17 protein-coding genes are annotated in these 16,714 nt (G+C 46.5%); 6 read left to right on the top strand and 11 right to left on the bottom strand.

The window, feature by feature from the left end; all coding sequences use genetic code 11:
* Positions 1–158 precede the first annotated feature (158 nt).
* Positions 159–1,712 (top strand): glutamine-hydrolyzing GMP synthase, encoded by a 1,554-nt coding sequence (gene guaA / locus WH95_RS12260; RefSeq protein WP_046507593.1) that lies wholly within the window; start codon positions 159–161, stop codon positions 1,710–1,712.
* Positions 1,713–2,017: 305 nt separating this feature from the next.
* Here guaA and WH95_RS12265 read toward each other — a convergent pair whose 3' ends face one another.
* Positions 2,018–2,353 (bottom strand): ArsR/SmtB family transcription factor, encoded by a 336-nt coding sequence (locus tag WH95_RS12265; RefSeq protein WP_046507596.1) that lies wholly within the window; start codon positions 2,351–2,353, stop codon positions 2,018–2,020.
* A 157-nt stretch (positions 2,354–2,510) separates the two neighbouring features.
* Here WH95_RS12265 and WH95_RS12270 point away from each other — a divergent pair, with 157 nt between their 5' ends.
* Positions 2,511–2,717, top strand: coding sequence for a SlyX family protein (locus tag WH95_RS12270; protein WP_046507599.1), 207 nt, complete (start codon positions 2,511–2,513; stop codon positions 2,715–2,717).
* A gap of 26 nt (positions 2,718–2,743) precedes the next feature.
* On the opposite strand, the gene WH95_RS12275 is transcribed toward WH95_RS12270, so the two are convergent.
* The 3 genes from WH95_RS12275 to WH95_RS12285 all read right to left on the bottom strand — a co-directional run bounded on the left by WH95_RS12275 (position 2,744) and on the right by WH95_RS12285 (position 4,763).
* Entirely contained in the window at positions 2,744–3,199 is a 456-nt protein-coding gene (locus WH95_RS12275; RefSeq protein ID WP_046507601.1) for a GNAT family N-acetyltransferase, read from the bottom strand.
* Positions 3,200–3,246: 47 nt separating this feature from the next.
* Positions 3,247–4,278, bottom strand: a complete 1,032-nt coding sequence (locus tag WH95_RS12280) for a GGDEF domain-containing protein (protein ID WP_046507605.1) — start codon at positions 4,276–4,278, stop codon at positions 3,247–3,249.
* A 146-nt stretch (positions 4,279–4,424) separates the two neighbouring features.
* The gene (locus WH95_RS12285) at positions 4,425–4,763 is read right to left on the bottom strand and encodes a DUF2794 domain-containing protein (RefSeq protein ID WP_052741996.1); all 339 of its coding nucleotides are present in this window, start codon (positions 4,761–4,763) and stop codon (positions 4,425–4,427) included.
* A gap of 236 nt (positions 4,764–4,999) precedes the next feature.
* On the opposite strand from WH95_RS12285, the gene WH95_RS12290 reads away from it, so the two are divergent.
* Entirely contained in the window at positions 5,000–6,259 is a 1,260-nt protein-coding gene (locus tag WH95_RS12290) for an NAD(P)/FAD-dependent oxidoreductase (protein WP_046507607.1), read from the top strand.
* A 3-nt stretch (positions 6,260–6,262) separates the two neighbouring features.
* Here WH95_RS12290 and WH95_RS12295 read toward each other — a convergent pair whose 3' ends face one another.
* Positions 6,263–6,640, bottom strand: a complete 378-nt coding sequence (locus WH95_RS12295) for a hypothetical protein (RefSeq protein WP_157845954.1) — start codon at positions 6,638–6,640, stop codon at positions 6,263–6,265.
* Positions 6,641–6,900: 260 nt separating this feature from the next.
* Here WH95_RS12295 and WH95_RS12300 point away from each other — a divergent pair, with 260 nt between their 5' ends.
* From WH95_RS12300 to der, 3 genes are read left to right on the top strand one after another with little or no spacing between them, the layout of a single operon-like run.
* Positions 6,901–7,542: a tetratricopeptide repeat protein gene (locus WH95_RS12300; protein ID WP_046507610.1), complete on the top strand. Its 642-nt coding sequence runs from the start codon at positions 6,901–6,903 to the stop codon at positions 7,540–7,542.
* Positions 7,543–7,559: 17 nt separating this feature from the next.
* Entirely contained in the window at positions 7,560–8,882 is a 1,323-nt protein-coding gene (locus WH95_RS12305) for an outer membrane protein assembly factor BamB family protein (protein WP_218044494.1), read from the top strand.
* A 37-nt stretch (positions 8,883–8,919) separates the two neighbouring features.
* Positions 8,920–10,410: a ribosome biogenesis GTPase Der gene (gene der / locus WH95_RS12310; RefSeq protein WP_046507614.1), complete on the top strand. Its 1,491-nt coding sequence runs from the start codon at positions 8,920–8,922 to the stop codon at positions 10,408–10,410.
* 38 nt (positions 10,411–10,448) lie between these two features.
* Here der and WH95_RS12315 read toward each other — a convergent pair whose 3' ends face one another.
* The 6 genes from WH95_RS12315 to WH95_RS12340 form a co-directional block, all read right to left on the bottom strand.
* Positions 10,449–11,171, bottom strand: coding sequence for an SDR family NAD(P)-dependent oxidoreductase (locus WH95_RS12315; protein ID WP_046507617.1), 723 nt, complete (start codon positions 11,169–11,171; stop codon positions 10,449–10,451).
* A 9-nt stretch (positions 11,172–11,180) separates the two neighbouring features.
* Positions 11,181–12,641 carry an amidophosphoribosyltransferase gene (gene purF, locus WH95_RS12320; protein ID WP_046507620.1) on the bottom strand — a complete coding sequence of 487 codons (1,461 nt, stop codon included), beginning with the start codon at positions 12,639–12,641 and terminating at the stop codon, positions 11,181–11,183.
* Between the two features lie 34 nt (positions 12,642–12,675).
* Positions 12,676–13,365, bottom strand: coding sequence for a CvpA family protein (locus tag WH95_RS12325; protein WP_046507623.1), 690 nt, complete (start codon positions 13,363–13,365; stop codon positions 12,676–12,678).
* Between the two features lie 22 nt (positions 13,366–13,387).
* Positions 13,388–14,800, bottom strand: a complete 1,413-nt coding sequence (gene radA, locus WH95_RS12330; RefSeq protein WP_046507625.1) for a DNA repair protein RadA — start codon at positions 14,798–14,800, stop codon at positions 13,388–13,390.
* Positions 14,801–14,867: 67 nt separating this feature from the next.
* The gene (locus WH95_RS12335) at positions 14,868–15,680 is read right to left on the bottom strand and encodes an ABC transporter ATP-binding protein (RefSeq protein ID WP_046507628.1); all 813 of its coding nucleotides are present in this window, start codon (positions 15,678–15,680) and stop codon (positions 14,868–14,870) included.
* Positions 15,677–16,450, bottom strand: a complete 774-nt coding sequence (locus WH95_RS12340) for an MlaE family ABC transporter permease (protein WP_046507631.1) — start codon at positions 16,448–16,450, stop codon at positions 15,677–15,679. Before WH95_RS12340 ends, WH95_RS12335 begins: the two co-directional genes overlap by 4 nt.
* Positions 16,451–16,714: the final 264 nt, after the last annotated feature.

Raw genomic sequence — 16,714 nt, forward strand, 5'->3', positions numbered from 1 at the left:
AAAAACTTCAGAAAACCAGTAATTGAGCTGTTTCTGCCTTTGACATTTGCCACGCTTTGCGGCAGGAAAGGGGCGTGAAACTGAACGCGCCCTGGATGCTAGGTAGTTGCATGTGCCACTACGGGTATCGGGCTTATAGCGGAGCATGAGTTCCATCCATGACTGATCGTATTCTCATTATTGATTTCGGGTCACAGGTTACCCAGCTGATTGCACGTCGTGTGCGTGAAAGCGGTGTCTATTCCGAAATTCATCCCTTTAACGCCGTTGATGACGCGCTTTTGGAAAGCTATGCCCCCAAGGGTATCATTCTTTCCGGTGGTCCGGCTTCTGTAACCTGGGACGATGCCCCGTCTGCACCGAAGAAGGTGTTTGAAATGGGTATTCCGGTTCTGGGGATCTGTTATGGACAGCAGACCATGATGGAACAGCTTGGCGGCAAGGTTGAAACATCAGACCATCAGGAATTCGGTCGCGCCATTGTTGATATCAAAGAAGACTGCGCCCTGTTCCACGGGGTCTGGAATGTCGGTACACAAGAGCAGGTCTGGATGAGCCACGGCGACCGTGTTGGCAAGCTGGCACCGGGCTTTCGCGTGGTGGCAACGTCCGAAGGCGCGCCCTATGCGGCTGTGGCAAACGATGAAAAGCGTTTCTATGCTGTTCAGTTCCACCCGGAAGTGGTGCACACGCCGCATGGCGCCCAGCTGTTAAAGAACTTTACCCATGGCGTGGCTGGCTGTTCCGGTGACTGGACCATGGCTGCCTTTAAGGATCAGGAAATTGCCAAAATCCGCGAACAGGTTGGTGACGGCAAAGTTATCTGTGGCCTGTCCGGTGGTGTCGACAGCTCTGTTGTTGCTGTTCTGTTGCACGAAGCGATTGGCGAACAGCTCACCTGTGTGTTTGTTGATACCGGCTTTATGCGTATGGGCGAAGCAGAGCAGGTTGTTACTTTGTTCCGGGATCATTACAACATCCAATTGATCCACGTTGATGCTTCTGAAAAGTTTTTTACGGCTCTCGGGGATGAATTCGACCCAGAGAAAAAGCGCAAAACCATCGGTGGTCTTTTCATTGATATTTTCGAAGAGGAAGCAAACAAGGTTGGCGGTGCAGACTTCCTTGCACAGGGAACGCTGTATCCGGATGTGATTGAATCCGTTTCCTTTACTGGCGGCCCAAGTGTGACCATCAAATCGCACCACAACGTGGGTGGTTTGCCAGAGCGCATGAATATGAAACTGGTTGAGCCTTTACGCGAGCTGTTCAAAGACGAAGTTCGTGATCTTGGCCGTGAACTCGGGCTACCGGATACCTTTGTTGATCGCCACCCCTTCCCGGGGCCTGGCCTTGCGATCCGTATTCCGGGGCAGCCACTTACGCCAGAGAAGTGCGATATCCTGCGCAAAGCAGATGCAATCTATCTGGATGAAATTCGCAAAGCAGGTTTGTACGATGAAATCTGGCAGGCTTTTGCCGTTTTGCTTCCCGTCAGAACCGTTGGTGTTATGGGCGATGCCAGAACCTATGACTTTGTCTGTGCTTTGCGTGCGGTCACATCAACTGATGGTATGACGGCTGATTATTATCACTTTGATCATGAATTCCTCGGCCGCGTTTCCAACCGGATTATTAACGAAGTCCGCGGGATCAACCGTGTGGTCTATGATTGCACCTCAAAGCCACCGGGAACGATTGAGTGGGAATAATTCTGTAGAATTAATCTTGCAGTCCAAGTTTTTGTTGAGGGCGAAACCACGTGTTTCGCCTTTTTCATTTTTGTGTGGATTAAGGAGTAGCGGGGGCACTACACGCGCAACCACAACCTTTTTGTCCTTGCTCCTTGGCTACTTCATCTGCTTTGCAGCAGGCGGTAGTATTGTGTTCTGGGACGCCACCACAACATTGGTGATTGTCGGGTGTTATTGATTTTGACTTCTCTGTTTTTCTTTCCATTGGTCCTTACTTTGCATGATGTAGGGTGAGCATGAATACTGCTGGTAGTCTTTGTTCCTTAACGGCATGTAAGTGAAGCATCGATTTCACAGCCATCACTATCTTGGGATGCATCGATACAGCATTCGCAAACGAGGTAATCGACCAATTGCTGGACCGATGTGTAGTTTGCCCGGCAAATTAGGGTTGTCGCCTGTCTTTCCTGGGTGATCAGGTCAGCGATCATGAGGGTTTTCAGGTGGTGTGACAGGGTTGATCCCGGAATTTTCAGTTTGTCTTGTAATGCACCGACAGAAAGGCCTTCTTTCCCGGCACGAATAAGTGCACGATAAATATCCAGCCTTTTGGGTTTTCCCAATGCTTCCATCTGTGACGCGGCAGTCTCTACATTCATAATGAAGCTCTTCTGTTTTAAGATGATTACATAATAAACTGTATTTCTAGAATTATCAAAATAAAGTTCTAAATTATATTTGTGTACAGATATTCAAAACCGTTACAAAGGCAAGGTGATGGAATGATTCAAAGATTTATAACTGAAAGATAATAGAATGGAAGAGCTTGGTGAACGTATCAATGTTCTCGAAGGTTATATTGCAGAACAGGATAAAACCATTCAAGAACTCAGCGATGTTTTAGCTGAACAATGGCAGGTTATCGAAAAACTTACCAAGCGTTTGGAACGTTCAGAGCGAATGGTCGAAGAGATTGTCAGTGGTCAGGATGATGGAGGGGGTACAGCTGTCTTTGTCCCCTGAAAGTTTGCAGAAATCTTGGGCTCGATTTAGTTGGGGCTGATTTCCATTAAATACGAACGGGTATAATAGTGATCCCAGTCTTCTGAATGAGTATGTTTGAACCGGTGCTTTTGGTAAAAATTATTGGCTCTGCTTTCTTTAAGGGCGCAAAGCTTTATGGGTAATTTTTCCCTGCAGGATATATCAACTATTTTCTTCATAACTGCGGAGCCTACACCGCTGCCTTGTGTGGTGGGATCTATGTAGAGATGATCAAGCCAAAGATGATCGTCTTTGGCAAAAAGAACATAAAAGCCAATAATTTGTTTTCGCCTTAAAACAAGTGTTGTTCTTTCCGGCTGGAACTTACTGGCAAAGCGTTCTCGGGCACGTTCTGGGTCAAAGCGTCCAACATTTGTCAGGCTCTCTTTCATCGCAGCAATGCGAATTGTGATCAGTTTTTCCAAGTCTGATGGGGAAGCTGTTCTAAAAGAGAGCGACATAATCGGTTCTTGTTCGGATATAATTTCGGTGAAAGAAAAAATGGGCTTTACGAGATTTCCTGTATGACGCGGTTGCGCCCTTGGTCTTTGGCTCTATAGAGCGCTTCATCTGCACGCTGGATGAAACCTTCGAGAGATTCGCCCTTAACATACTTTGAAACACCGATAGAGAGTGTAATGCGTCCAAACTCTTGCCCGGTTTTTTTGTTTCTCAAAACCTGTTTTGCTATTTTTTCACGGATTTGATTTGCCAGGCTGGTCGCATCATGAAGGCTGGTGTTGGGCAGGATACAGGTGAATTCTTCTCCGCCATAGCGGGCGGGGGTGTCCTGTCCTTTGACGGCGCTTTTTAACTGGCGCGCCACGACTCGTAGTACTTCGTCGCCAACTCTGTGCCCGTAGGTGTCGTTGAATTTTTTAAAATGGTCAATGTCCATTAAAAGCAAGCATAGATCTGTTTTTTCTTCTTCCGCCTTTTCCGCTTCCTTGATCAGGTTTGTATCAAACAGCTTTCTGTTCCCGATTTGAGTCAGAGCATCTGTTAAAGATTCTGTTCTCACCTTTTCAAGATTTGCTTGCAGCGTATCAATTTCGCTGGATGATTTTTGTAACTGGCTTTGAAGGACTTTGTTTTTCTCTGTGATTACTGCGGTTTCCCGCACGATTTCTTGAACAAAATGCTGCAAAGAAGAGGCATTATCTTCTTCGGCCATATCGCCCGCAATACTGGTGATTTTTTCGCCGTAGCTGGCGTTGTCACTGCCGGCTTGGCTAATCTGTTGAATGACTTGTGCCAAGGTATCCTGTATCCTGACGCCAGCTTCTTGTAGGTGGTCACCATGGGCAGTGTCGGTTAAATAGAACTGTTGATACAGCTTGTTACAGGTTTCAAGCGTGAAGGGCTTGTCTTCTTCTATAATCTTGTCGATCGCTATTTTTAAATCTGTATTTTTGCCGCTGACATAATCATACCAGATTGTGTAGTTTGGGGGTGTTGAGGGGATGCCCCTTTGTCCCATAATCTTGATAGCTTGCTCTGCGTAAGTCTGAGCACTTGTAAAACTATCGGCAACCAACATTTGCGGTATATCCTTAAAGTTTAATATCTTTGTTTGTAAAGTTAACAAGGTAGATATTTACCCAGTTAAGTATATAAATAATCATACCTGTTTTCAGGTTATAGAATTTTTATAACCAGTCTTATTTATAGAATCATAGGCGTTAATTAGTAGCTAACAGGATGAAGAATATTATTAAAAACTTCGAGGGCTTCGGTCAGGCTTCGTGTTCGCTTTAGTTTTTTGTGTCCGTTGAACACCGTGTATTCTTCATAGCGATTTTTGTGGCCCATGGACTTAACAACCGAAAACAAAGGAGTTTCATGTGCGTGTCTAAAGATAGAAAAAACGGCACAATCCCCTAGCATATCAATTGCATAGTCCCGCCACTCTCCTTTGGCAACTCTTTGGCTATAAACAGATAATAGTTGCCCAATTTCCTGTTTGTTGAACGTTATGTGTTGAGAGCTCTTCTTTCCCTTGTTCAGGTAATAAACAGCAGTCATCCAGCACCTTTTATGCAGTGAACATCCATAACTACAGGTTGGCTGATTTTTTTGTGAAGGTCCACTCATAAAAATAAATCATCCATAACATCGTTAGTAGAATAACTGTTCGATAAAGATGTTGATCTATTTCGATTAAATCCTGATATTGATCTCGGATACCCAAAGATGCGGAATTAATGCGGGACTGTCTATTTAATCCTGGGTTGTTATTACGTCCTAATATTGAGAGCTCTATGACAGATAGCAGAGAAAAAAAGCAATATGATGTTGCTGTAATCGGTGGCGGAATGGTCGGGATTTCATCTGCTTTGTGGCTGCAAAAGAGCGGATATTCAGTTTGTGTTATTGATCGTAATCCCCCGGGTAACAGTACGGCCAGCGGCAGTGCATGTACCTTTGCTGATTATGCCTGTATTCCGATTAATTCCCCATCCTTACCATTTAAAGTACCAGCGCTGGTTCTAAGCAAAGACAGTCCTTTTGCGATAAAATGGAATTACATCTATCGAATGCTTCCTTGGCTTGGACAGTTTGTATCCCATTGCCGTCCAAAAGAAGTTATCCGTATCATTGATGCACTGGCTATCCTGCTTTCCAAGGCCGAAAGTGGTCTAATGCCCTTGATAGAAGATACCGGGGCACAAGACCTTATTCAACGACGCGGATGTCTCTATCTATATAATACAGAAAAAGGTTACGAAGCTGCGATTTCTGATATTCAGGCCAGACAGGAACGCGGGGTGTCGCTTTGTGAAATTGAGGCTGGGGAAGTATATGAAATGGAACCAGAACTGGCGAAAGTCTTTTACAAGGGAGTGTTTTTCGATAAGTCATTTCAGTTTTTATATCCAGGAAAATTGATTGAACGCTTTACAGAACATTTTGTATCCCAAGGTGGCGCTTATGTTCATGAAAACGTTGAAGCAATAGAAAACTCTGGTGATGACAATGTGCGTGTTCTGTGTGCAAACACAGAATTTGTCGCGAAAAAAAGTGTTGTTGCTGCTGGTGCTCATGCACTGAGTTTACTTCCTTCCCTTGCGGGGAAGATGCCATTGGATACCGAACGCGGATATCACCTTATGCTCAATGCGCAGACCTCTGTTCTTAACCGTCCTGTAGGTTGGGCCGAAAAGGGGTTCTATATGACCCCACTAGGCGATCAAGTAAGAATAGCTGGTACGGTAGAACTTGGTGGTTTGCAAAAGGGTTATACCAATAACTTGTTGGATTATCTGGAGCGAACGGCAAAAAAGGCCCTTCCAGATCTGGGGCAGCGTCAAAGTGAATGGTTGGGTTTTCGGCCATCAATGCCCGATGCATTACCTGTGATTGGATGTTCTCCTCATAACAGGAACATCATACTGGCATTTGGACATCAACATATTGGCTTAACGTTGGGGGGAATCACTGGGAAAATTGTTGCTTCAATCGTTAAGGAAAGTGAGGTCTCGTTTGACCTTTCACCCTTTTCCCCAAAACGGTTTAGCTAACAGTTAGTTCCCGGATGCTACGTTTGATGGAGTAACTTGTTTGCTGTGGTATACGGTGGTTTGTGAGCTTGCTTCTTGATATGGGCTTTCATAGCAGGTAACGCCACCAATATTACGGTAACAATAAAGGTTTTCGTAACCAGAATTTGCTAATCCATTTTCCAATTGCTCGTCTCTGCAATAGGGCTCACCTTTTGATGTATAGACGATGGAACAGTCCTTTGCCATTGCCCAGCTAAAGAAATGATCTGTTATGGTTTTATCGGTATGAACAAGCGTTCCGACACTGGCCGCTGCAGTTACAGGGTCCGTTAAGCTACATCCGGCTAATGATGTTGCCGCTGTAATACTTATTAATAATGCACTTAAAAGACGCTTCATAATTTTGCCTAGTTTAAAGCCGATCATCCGGTCAGTGATATACCTATTTGCGAAGTTTAGGGCATCTTCGTAAATAAATTATTAGGAAATGAGGTGTCGATCTTAGTAACACGCCCTGTTATTTGATGATTGCGATTGTTGTCGTGGTAAAGTTTCTATATAAAGTTCAACGAATTTCGAGTGATGACGGATTAGTCGCAGGCTTTTAAAAACAAGTTCTATACTAATGGTTATTCACAAAACCGAGGGATAATTAATTCGTGGCTGATATTTTTCAGGAAGTTGAAGAAGATCTGAAACGTGAACGCGTTGAAGTTCTTTGGAAAAAATATGGTAAGTGGGCAATTGGTGCCGCTGTTCTTATTGTGGCGGCAACGGCCGGTTTTCAAGGTTGGGAAAGCTATCAGAGCACTGTGCAAGCTGAAAAATCAGCAGCCTTTGCTTCTGCCTTGGAATTGTCCCAGGCCGACAAGACAGACGAAGCTGCGAAAGTGTTGGCGCCTTTGGCGCAGAGTGATGATGGTTATGGGACCTTGGCCCGTTTTGAACAAGCACGTTTGTTGGCTGAATCCGGTGATACGACAGCTGCTGTTAAGGTTTGGGACGAGATAGCTGCAAGCAGTCCTCCACTTTCAACCTTGAAGGATGTCGCGGCTCTATTAGCGGCTATGCATCTGGTTGAAAATGGCGAGCTCGCCGATGTGAAGCAACGTCTGGCTGGATTAGCTGTTGCAAACGGTGCTTTCAGATACAGTGCTATTGAACTACAGGCGATCGTTGCTTTACGCGAAGGTGATAACGTTGCAGCTAAAGCGCTTTTTCAGCAGCTCATAGATGATGTCGATGCACCGAATGGGATCAAAAGTCGTTCTAGTCAAATACTAGAGAGCTTGGCGGAGTAAGATAAATGGGGATGGGGATGCGTAAAAGCCTGTTGATGCTTGGTCTGGGCTTTGTTCTTTCGGGATGCAGTCTGGCTGATGAATGGTGGGGTGAAGACGAAGCTCCACCTTTACCTGGCGCACGTATTTCCATTCAATCCGTTGATAAGGGATTGCAGGCTGATCCATCCATAAGTGATCAACGCATTGTTTTGCCGCAACCGTTTAAAAATACGTACTGGACCCATAATGGGGGAAATCCAGCCCATGCCATGTTCCACCTTTCATTGGGTGATTTACCGCAAGAAAGCTGGAGCGATGATATCGGTGAAGAAAGCGACGGAGACGAGTTAATTCTCGCCCAGCCGATCGTTGTTGAATCCGTTCTTTTCACCATGGATTCCAGATCAACAGTAAAAGCATATGATCGTGTGACTGGTCGTGTTTATTGGGAAAAAGACCTGGACCCCCATGATGAAGATGATGGCTTTTTCGGTGGGGGAATCGCCTATGCTGATGGCCGCATTTTTGTATCAACTGGATTTGCAAGGGTTTTTGCGCTGGATGTTCGTTCAGGGGATATAATTTGGTCTCAGGATGCACCCGCACCAATCAGGGCCGCGCCAACCGTGAATGGCGGGCGGGTCTTTATTATTACGCTTGATAACCAGACGCTTTCACTGGCAGCTGATGATGGCCGCCGATTATGGAGCCATATCGGACTACAATCTGAAACAAGCTTGCTGGGCGGGGCCAGCCCTGCAATCGCCGGACGTAAATTGGTCGTGCCGTATTCTTCTGGTGAGATTGTTGCCATTGATGTCATAGAAGGCGACGAAGAATGGAATTTGAACCTTTCTTCTGTCAAAAAGACTGATCCTCTGACTGATCTGGCCCACATTAAAGCGATGCCAGTTATTGACAGAGACAGGGTCATTGCCATAAGCCACTCTGGTCGGATGGTTGCGATTGACCTTAAAGAAGGTGTTCGTCTTTGGGATACCGATATTGGTGGCGTTCAGATGCCGTGGGTTGCGGGTGAGTTTATCTATGTCCTGACCAATGATTCTCAGATTGCAGCGGTCAGACGACAGGATGGTCGCATTCGCTGGATACAATCTTTGCCACGTTTTGCTGACCCCGAAGATCGTAAGGACCTAATTGCATGGCAGGGACCCGTATTGGCTAGCGATCGTCTGATCGTGGCAGGGTCTCATGGTGAAGCAATTTCCCTGTCACCATATACAGGTGACATATTGGGTTATCTTGAGCTTCCTGATGGGGCTGCAATGCCGCCAGTCGTTGTCGGAAATAGCTTGTACTTCCTGACAGCTGAAGCAGAAATTATCGCGATGCAGTAAGCCTGTGGGCTAATGCGCGAGAAGAAAGACAAACAAAATGACTTTTACAGTCGCTATTGTAGGGCGCCCAAATGTTGGCAAATCTACATTATTTAACCGACTTGTTGGAAAACGGCTCGCACTTGTCGATGATCAACCCGGGGTAACCCGAGATCGGAGAGAAGGTGATGCCTATCTTTTCGATTGCAGGTTTCGAATTATTGATACTGCTGGTCTGGAAGAGGCCTTCGATGGCAGTCTGGAAGCGCGTATGCGTCGACAGACGGAACGAGCTGTAGAAGAGTCTGATCTCGTCATTATGGTTATCGATGCCCGCGTGGGCGTTATGCCAATTGATGAGCACTTTGCGAAATATCTCCGCCGAGGCAAAACGCCCATCGCTTTGATGGCGAACAAGTGCGAGGGAAAAGTCGGCGAAGAGGGGCTTATGGAGGCCTATTCTTTGGGGCTTGGTGAACCTATTCCGTTTTCGGCAGAACATGGTTTGGGCAGCAGTGATTTATATGATGTTATCAAGGAACATATGACACGTGCTGTCGAGGAAAAGGCATCATCTGACGTTTTTGAAAAGTCTGAACCTATAAAGCCAGCCCCAGCAATGGCAGCCAAAGCGGCCGAAGCCAAAGCAGCGGAAGAAAGTGATTCCGAGGATGACGAATATCCTGAGGATGAGTTCGAGGGCTTTGAAGATGACGGCGAAGGGCGTGGACCTCTTCAGTTGGCTATTGTGGGGCGTCCGAACGTTGGTAAATCGACGTTGATCAATAAATTGATTGACGAAGACAGATTACTGACTGGCCCCGAAGCTGGGATTACACGGGATGCGATTGCCATCGAATGGGAATACCGGGGAAAGCCTCTTAAGCTTGTGGATACCGCCGGGTTACGTCGTCGATCAAAAATCGAAGATAAGGTAGAGAAGCTCTCTGCTTCTGATACTATTCGTGCGCTGAAATATGCACAGGTTGTTGCTTTGGTTCTGGATGCTGATGGTGTCCTGGAAAAGCAAGATTTAACCATTGCCAGAACGGTGATTGACGAAGGTCGTGCTTTGGTCATCGTCGTAAACAAATGGGATACCTGCAAAGATAAGGACGCTGTCATGCAGCGTGTTAAAGATCGACTACAGACATCTTTGCCACAGGTTAAAGGTATTCCCGTCGTCACCATATCTGCACTTAAAGGGCACAAGCTCAATAAGATGCTGGATACTGTATTTGATATCTATGATGTGTGGAACATTCGTTTGCCAACGGCTGGCTTGAACAGATGGCTTGCAGAATTGATTGAACGCCACCCGCCGCCCGCGCCTGGTGGTCGACGGATTAAGTTGAAATACATCACGCAGGCGAGAACAAGGCCACCGACCTTCGCTATTTCCTGTTCTTTGCCCGAAGATCTACCTGCGTCTTATACGAGGTTTTTGGAGAATAATCTCCGGGAAACCTTTGATATGCCGGGTGTTCCTCTTCGTATGCATATGAAAAAGGGTGATAACCCTTATGCAGGTAAGAAAAAGAGAAACTAAAGAAAAAGGCTCCGATTTGGAGCCTTTTTCTTTAGAACTTAATTTTGTCTTAGATCTATATACTGCCCGTTGAGGGCACAGTCAGCCGAGGCCAAATCAACGAAAGTATCGGTAATTTCCTCTGGCGCTCTGAGTTTCATTGGATCTTCGCCAGGGAATGCTTTTTCGCGCATGGTTGTTCTGATTGGTCCGGGGGAAATCAGGTTAGCCTTGACGTTTGTTTTTTCAATCTCACAGGCATAAGACTGTACCAATGTATTCAGTGCAGCTTTTGATGCTTTATACAGGCTCCAGTATGCTTTTGCTGTTGATCCCGTGGTAACAAAAATAGCGCGGCCTGCGTCTGATTTTTTTAAAAGCGGATCAAGACTTCTGATCAAGCGATAGTTTGCGGTCACATTGATATCAAAAGTTTCTTGCCAGATTTTGGGCTTGATGTGGCCTATGGGGGATAGAGGGCCAAGTGATCCTGCATTTCCGACAAGAATATCAAGCTTGCCATAGCGGTCATATAGGGATGCACCTAGCTGGTCCAAACCATCCATATTTTTAAGGTCATGGGGAATAAGGATAGGATTTTTACCGCCCTCAGAGCGAATTTCATCATCTATTTCTTCCAAAGCGCCGACTGTTCTAGCCATGAGTAACAGCTGAGCGCCTTCTTGTGCATAGCGTTTGGCCACAGCGCGTCCAATACCCCGAGAAGCACCGGTGACAAGCGCAATTCTACCTTCAAGCCGTCCATTAACTACATCACTCATTAATACGTCCTATCCGGCTTTTTTCTTGGATTGCATAAATCTAGGTACGTCAACGACATGATCCTGGTAATCGTCGATCTGTGTTGGGTAGTGGCCAGTAAAGGGGGCATCACAATATTGAGGCGCATCTGCATCGCGACCTTCTTTGCCCATTGCGCGGTACATGCCATCAATGGTCAGGAACGCAAGGCTATCGACGCCAATGTGTTTGGCCATTTCATCCAAATCCATTTGGGCTGCTAAAAGCTCTTTGGATTGAGAGATATCAATACCATAGAAGTATGGATAGCCTATGGGGGGGGAGGCAATGCGCATGTGTACTTCTTTCGCACCCGCGGCCTTAACCATCTCTACAATTTTGACAGAGGTCGTACCGCGAACAAGAGAATCATCAACAAGGATGACACGCTTTCCTTCAAGAACGGCTTTGTTGGCGTTGTGTTTTAACTTCACACCAAGATTTCGGATCTGTTGGCCAGGCTCAATAAAGGTACGACCGACATAGTGATTACGTATGATACCCAGTTCAAAGGGTACACCGGATTCCTGCGAGTATCCAATCGCAGCAGGAACACCGGAATCAGGTACCGGAACGACAACATCTGAATCGACGTGACTTTCCTGTGCCAGCTCTTTACCAATATTTTTGCGGGCTTCGTAAACACTGACACCGTCAATGAATGAATCCGGTCGGGCAAAGTATATGTATTCGAAGATACAGGTTTGTTGACGCGTGGGCGGGAAGGGGCGCAGGGATTGCACGCCATCATCGTTGATGACAATCATCTCTCCGGGATCAACATCTCTGATGAAATTAGCACCAATAATATCCAGCGCACAGGTTTCTGACGCGACGACATAACCGCCATCCAGCTCGCCCAGAACCAACGGCCTGATGCCGTGGGGGTCACGAACAGCAATAACACCTTCTTTTGTCATGCAAAGCAGGGCATAGGCACCTTCAATACGCTGAATAGCGTCTGTAACTTTACCAACAATGGTGTCCTGAATTGATGTTGCGACGAGGTGCAAAATAACCTCGGTATCCATTGTTGACTGAAAGATTGATCCCCGCATAACCAGCTGGTCTCGGATTTTTTGCGAGTTGGTCAGATTCCCGTTATGACAAAGGGCAAATCCACCATCGTGAAGTTCAGCAAAGAGAGGCTGTACGTTTCTCAACGCTGTTTCACCTGTGGTGGAATAGCGGGTATGTCCGATGGACACATGTCCTTTGAGGCGTTCGATAACCTCTTGAGAGGAAAAGTTATCCCCGACATGCCCCAAGGCACGGTGATTGTAAAATTCATTACCATCATAGCTGATGATACCGGCAGCTTCTTGGCCTCTATGCTGTAAAGCATGTAGGCCCAGCGTTACAAGAGCCGCAGCCCCTTCGTGCCCATGAACGGCATAAACGCCGCATTCTTCGTGGAGCTTATCATCATCATGAAAATCTTCGAGTGTCATGGCTTTCGCTTTCCTGAACTCAGTAATAAATCTGTTATTCGCTGCCACTTACGGCATCTATGGTCTTCTGCATTTGTGAACGCATTTCATCGTTATAGCCGGCTGCATCTTCATTATCTGATGAAGATTGTGATTCCGGGCTTATCAAACGTTGGTATGTTTGTGTTGCGTTATAGGTTTGTCGTGCGGCTTCGGCCTGCATGAGAACCTGTTTAATGGTCTCATTATGGAATTTTTCAGGTAAAGCTTTTACTAATACAGCTGAGGCCTGTTGAATTGTCGGGCGTGTTTTTGCGCGTTCGACGTCCTCTGGCCAGCCTTCTTTTTCAGGCATTAGAAAAACAAACAGGGCGATCCAGGCGATACTGACAATTATGCCACCACGTACCAGACCGAACAGAAAGCCCAGTGATCTGTCCAAGGGGCCAAATGTACTTTCCCTTACATGTCTGCAGATTGCTCTGATCATTACCATGAACAGGCCAAGCGTTATGACAAATAGGGCAAAGCCAGTGATAATTTCAGCAACAAAAGGTATATTTACAAACTGTTGCACATAAGGAAGCAGAGGGTGGAATGTCCAGAGTGTCACAAAGCCTGCGCCAATCCATGATGCCACAGATAGCACCTCGTGAACGAACCCCCGAAACAGAGCAAAGAGGCCCGAGACGACAATGATGCCAATTACAGCGACATCGAAGAGTGAGATGGGTAAGTTTTCCATCAATACCTAACAATTTTGCCGGTTAGCCACCCGCAGTTTTCTTGACTGATTTCGCTGCAAACAATGCAACCAGATCCTGCAGATGTTCAATCTGTCTTGTATCTAACCCCGAAGCGGCTTTATTACAATTCTTCTTTGCACGAATTGGCGGAATTATTGCATTTTTAAAACCAAGCTTAGTTGCTTCCTTTAGCCTGCTCTCGGATTGATTAACGGCTCTTATTTCACCGGAAAGACCAATTTCCCCAAATACAACAGTATCTTCGGGCACAGGAATGTCCATTGCTGCTGATATTAAAGCAGCAGCTACGGCCATATCTGCGGCGGGTTCACCAATGCGTAATCCCCCCGCGACATTCAAATAAACTTCGTTACCGGCCAGTACAAGACCGCATCTGGCTTCGAGAACGGCGAGAATCATAGCTAGGCGGCCAGAATCCCACCCGACAACGGCACGTCGCGGGTTTGCCTGTTGCGAAGGAGATACGAGTGCCTGTATTTCTACAAGAACAGGGCGGGTACCTTCCAGCCCGGCAAAAACGGCTGCGCCTGTCACATTGCCTCGACGTTCTGCAAGAAAAAGCGCAGAAGGGTTGGATACTTGCTCAAGCCCTTGTTCAGACATCTCAAAGACGCCAATCTCGTCGGTAGGGCCAAAACGGTTTTTCACAGCTCGTAAAATTCTGAAGTGGTGTCCACGTTCCCCCTCAAAGGTCAAAACGGTATCAACCATATGTTCCAGAACTTTTGGTCCGGCAATGACGCCTTCTTTTGTGACGTGTCCCACAAGCAAGACACTAAAGCCTCTGGCCTTGGCCAGTTGGATCAGTTCCTGAGCAGATGCCCGAACCTGAGACACGGTTCCGGGCGCAGAATCCAGACTATCAACAAACATGGTTTGAATAGAATCGATGACTACGACCTGAGGCGCATCATGTTCATCAAGCGTTGTGGCTATATCGCGTACAGATGTTGCCGAGGCGAGTAAAAAGTCATCGCCTTTTAAGCCCAGACGTCTGGCACGCAACCGCACCTGATCAATAGCTTCCTCGCCGGATATATAAACGCACTTGATGCCGGCCTGATTGGTCAGCGCGGCTAATATCTGGGTCAGAAGTGTTGATTTCCCGATCCCGGGGTCTCCGCCGATGAGGACAGCTGATCCGGGGACCAGTCCACCGCCACAGACGCGGTCAAATTCCAGGTTCTTACTAACCATTCTTGGAACGGGTTTGCTTGTTCCTTCCAGACTAACAAATTCGATTTGCTTGCCCTTACGGACATTTTTTTTACCCAATCCACCGGGCACTGGAGAGGATGAGCCAGCTTCTTCTGTAATAGAGTTCCACTCGCCACAGGAATCGCACTTACCTGACCATTTTGCATAGTTTGCACCGCAGGACTGACAGACATAGCGAATTACGGGGCGCGCCAAGGGGATCTCCTGAACTTGTTGTGTTTCTGTTTAAACTTACCCGATGATATTCAGGTAGAAAATGGTTTTAGGCTGTTGCCCGGTCACTATGTGCGAGACTGACTTTTATTGGGCCCTCTAATAGTCCATTTATGAATTGATGAACATAAGGATTATCGGTTTTTTCCAGCTCGTTTGTAGGGCCAACCCAAGTTATTTTACCGCCATAAAGCATCGCGATACGATCAGAAATTCGTTTCGCGGAATCCATATCATGGGTAATGGTTAGCCCTGTTGCGCCGAGTTCTTTGACCGACTTTACAATTAACTGGTCAATAACATCACCCATCACGGGGTCTAGTCCCGTCGTGGGTTCGTCAAAAAACAGAGTTTCGGGGGTCGTGGCAATGGCTCTTGCGAGTCCGACCCGTTTTTTCATACCACTTGAAAGTTCCGCAGGAAATTTACTCGCAAAGCGTTCGCCCAAACCAACGGCGGAAAGCTTTTCGAGTGCGATGCGGTGCGCCTCTTTTTTGGGAACGCCGTGGGCTTGAATTAAACCAAAAGCAACATTATCCAGAATGGTAAGAGAATCAAATAAGGCGGCGTACTGGAAAAGCATACCGAATTTTCGACGTACTTTTTCCATATCATCGTTGTCTAGACCAATGATATCCTGTCCGTTTATTTCTATCGTCCCAGAATCCGGGCGCAACAAACCCAGTATACATTTTAACAGCACAGATTTTCCTGTGCCTGACCCGCCGATGACGACAAGGGATTCCCCTGCGTAAATATCAAGATCCAGATTGTCGAGAATGACTTTGGGCCCAAAGGCTTTGGTCAAGCCTCTGATTTTTATTCTGATGTCCTTGTTGGTGATATCTGTTTTGTTGTTCATATTGAGAAAAACAATTCAGTTATGATGTAGTTAAAGACGAGAATAAGAATAGAAGCAGACACAACAGCATTTGTTGTGGCTGCGCCAACTCCTTGGGCTCCACCTCTGGAGTGGAAACCGTGGTAACAGCCCATCAAGGTAATCAGGAAACCAAAAACAGCGGCCTTGACCAAGCCAGAGATGACATCAAGATTTTCCATAAAATCAATGGTGTTCTTGATATAGGTTGCCGGGTTAAACCCAAGTTTGTGGACGGAAACCAGGTACCCACCAAAAACACCAATTGTATCAGCCACAAGTACGAGGAGGGGAAGTGTTAGCACCCCTGCGATAACACGCGGAGCAATAAGATACTTAAACGGGTTTGTTGCAAGAGTATAGAGGGCATCAATTTGTTCAGTCACACGCATTGTACCGATTTCTGCGGCCATGGCGGCGCCGACCCGACCAGCAACCATTAACCCGGCTAGCACGGGGCCAAGTTCACGGGTGATCGAGACGATAACAACGTTTGGAATAGCACTCTCTGCTGAAAAACGTGCAAAGCCTGTATAGCTTTGCAGGGCGAGAACCATACCTGTAAAAATGGCTGTCAGCCCCACGACGGGGAGAGAGTAGTACCCGACCTCTATCATTTGCTTGATAATAAGCTTTGGATAGAAAGGAGGGCGAAAACAGTGTGAAATTGCTGTCCCGGCAAAGATGGAAAGACGCCCAATAATCTCTAAAAAACGTAGCGTAAGATTACCAAGAGGCTGAAGAATGGGCATGCATTTTTACCGTATGGATTGAGATTGAAATGACAACAGTGGGCAGTCAGTCGAAAAGCTTCCGAATTAGACTTTAACGAGCAATGAGCTTGGTTTGTCCAGAGTTTCCCTCCCCCAAGGATTTATCCGTTTCTCTGCGAGAGACATCAGTGTTCACACATTCATATACAACAAGTTGTCCCCATTAGCTTAGGCACAATACCTAAGGTGTTCTTTTGCGTCAATCTAGGCCAAGGCAAAGTGTTGGGTTATTTATATGAATCG

The organism is Kiloniella litopenaei (assembly GCF_000982415.1).
GTDB classification, from domain to species: Bacteria; Pseudomonadota; Alphaproteobacteria; order Kiloniellales; family Kiloniellaceae; genus Kiloniella; species Kiloniella litopenaei.

Coding starts and splice junctions, on each gene's coding strand:
- guaA (WP_046507593.1), top strand. CDS start 159: ATGACTGATCGTATTCTCATTATTGATTTCGGGTCACAGGTTACCCAG.
- WH95_RS12265 (WP_046507596.1), bottom strand. CDS start 2,353: ATGAATGTAGAGACTGCCGCGTCACAGATGGAAGCATTGGGAAAACCC.
- WH95_RS12270 (WP_046507599.1), top strand. CDS start 2,511: ATGGAAGAGCTTGGTGAACGTATCAATGTTCTCGAAGGTTATATTGCA.
- WH95_RS12275 (WP_046507601.1), bottom strand. CDS start 3,199: ATGTCGCTCTCTTTTAGAACAGCTTCCCCATCAGACTTGGAAAAACTG.
- WH95_RS12280 (WP_046507605.1), bottom strand. CDS start 4,278: ATGTTGGTTGCCGATAGTTTTACAAGTGCTCAGACTTACGCAGAGCAA.
- WH95_RS12285 (WP_052741996.1), bottom strand. CDS start 4,763: ATGACTGCTGTTTATTACCTGAACAAGGGAAAGAAGAGCTCTCAACAC.
- WH95_RS12290 (WP_046507607.1), top strand. CDS start 5,000: ATGACAGATAGCAGAGAAAAAAAGCAATATGATGTTGCTGTAATCGGT.
- WH95_RS12295 (WP_157845954.1), bottom strand. CDS start 6,640: ATGAAGCGTCTTTTAAGTGCATTATTAATAAGTATTACAGCGGCAACA.
- WH95_RS12305 (WP_218044494.1), top strand. CDS start 7,560: ATGCGTAAAAGCCTGTTGATGCTTGGTCTGGGCTTTGTTCTTTCGGGA.
- der (WP_046507614.1), top strand. CDS start 8,920: ATGACTTTTACAGTCGCTATTGTAGGGCGCCCAAATGTTGGCAAATCT.
- WH95_RS12315 (WP_046507617.1), bottom strand. CDS start 11,171: ATGAGTGATGTAGTTAATGGACGGCTTGAAGGTAGAATTGCGCTTGTC.
- purF (WP_046507620.1), bottom strand. CDS start 12,641: ATGACACTCGAAGATTTTCATGATGATGATAAGCTCCACGAAGAATGC.
- WH95_RS12325 (WP_046507623.1), bottom strand. CDS start 13,365: ATGGAAAACTTACCCATCTCACTCTTCGATGTCGCTGTAATTGGCATC.
- WH95_RS12335 (WP_046507628.1), bottom strand. CDS start 15,680: ATGAACAACAAAACAGATATCACCAACAAGGACATCAGAATAAAAATC.
- WH95_RS12340 (WP_046507631.1), bottom strand. CDS start 16,450: ATGCCCATTCTTCAGCCTCTTGGTAATCTTACGCTACGTTTTTTAGAG.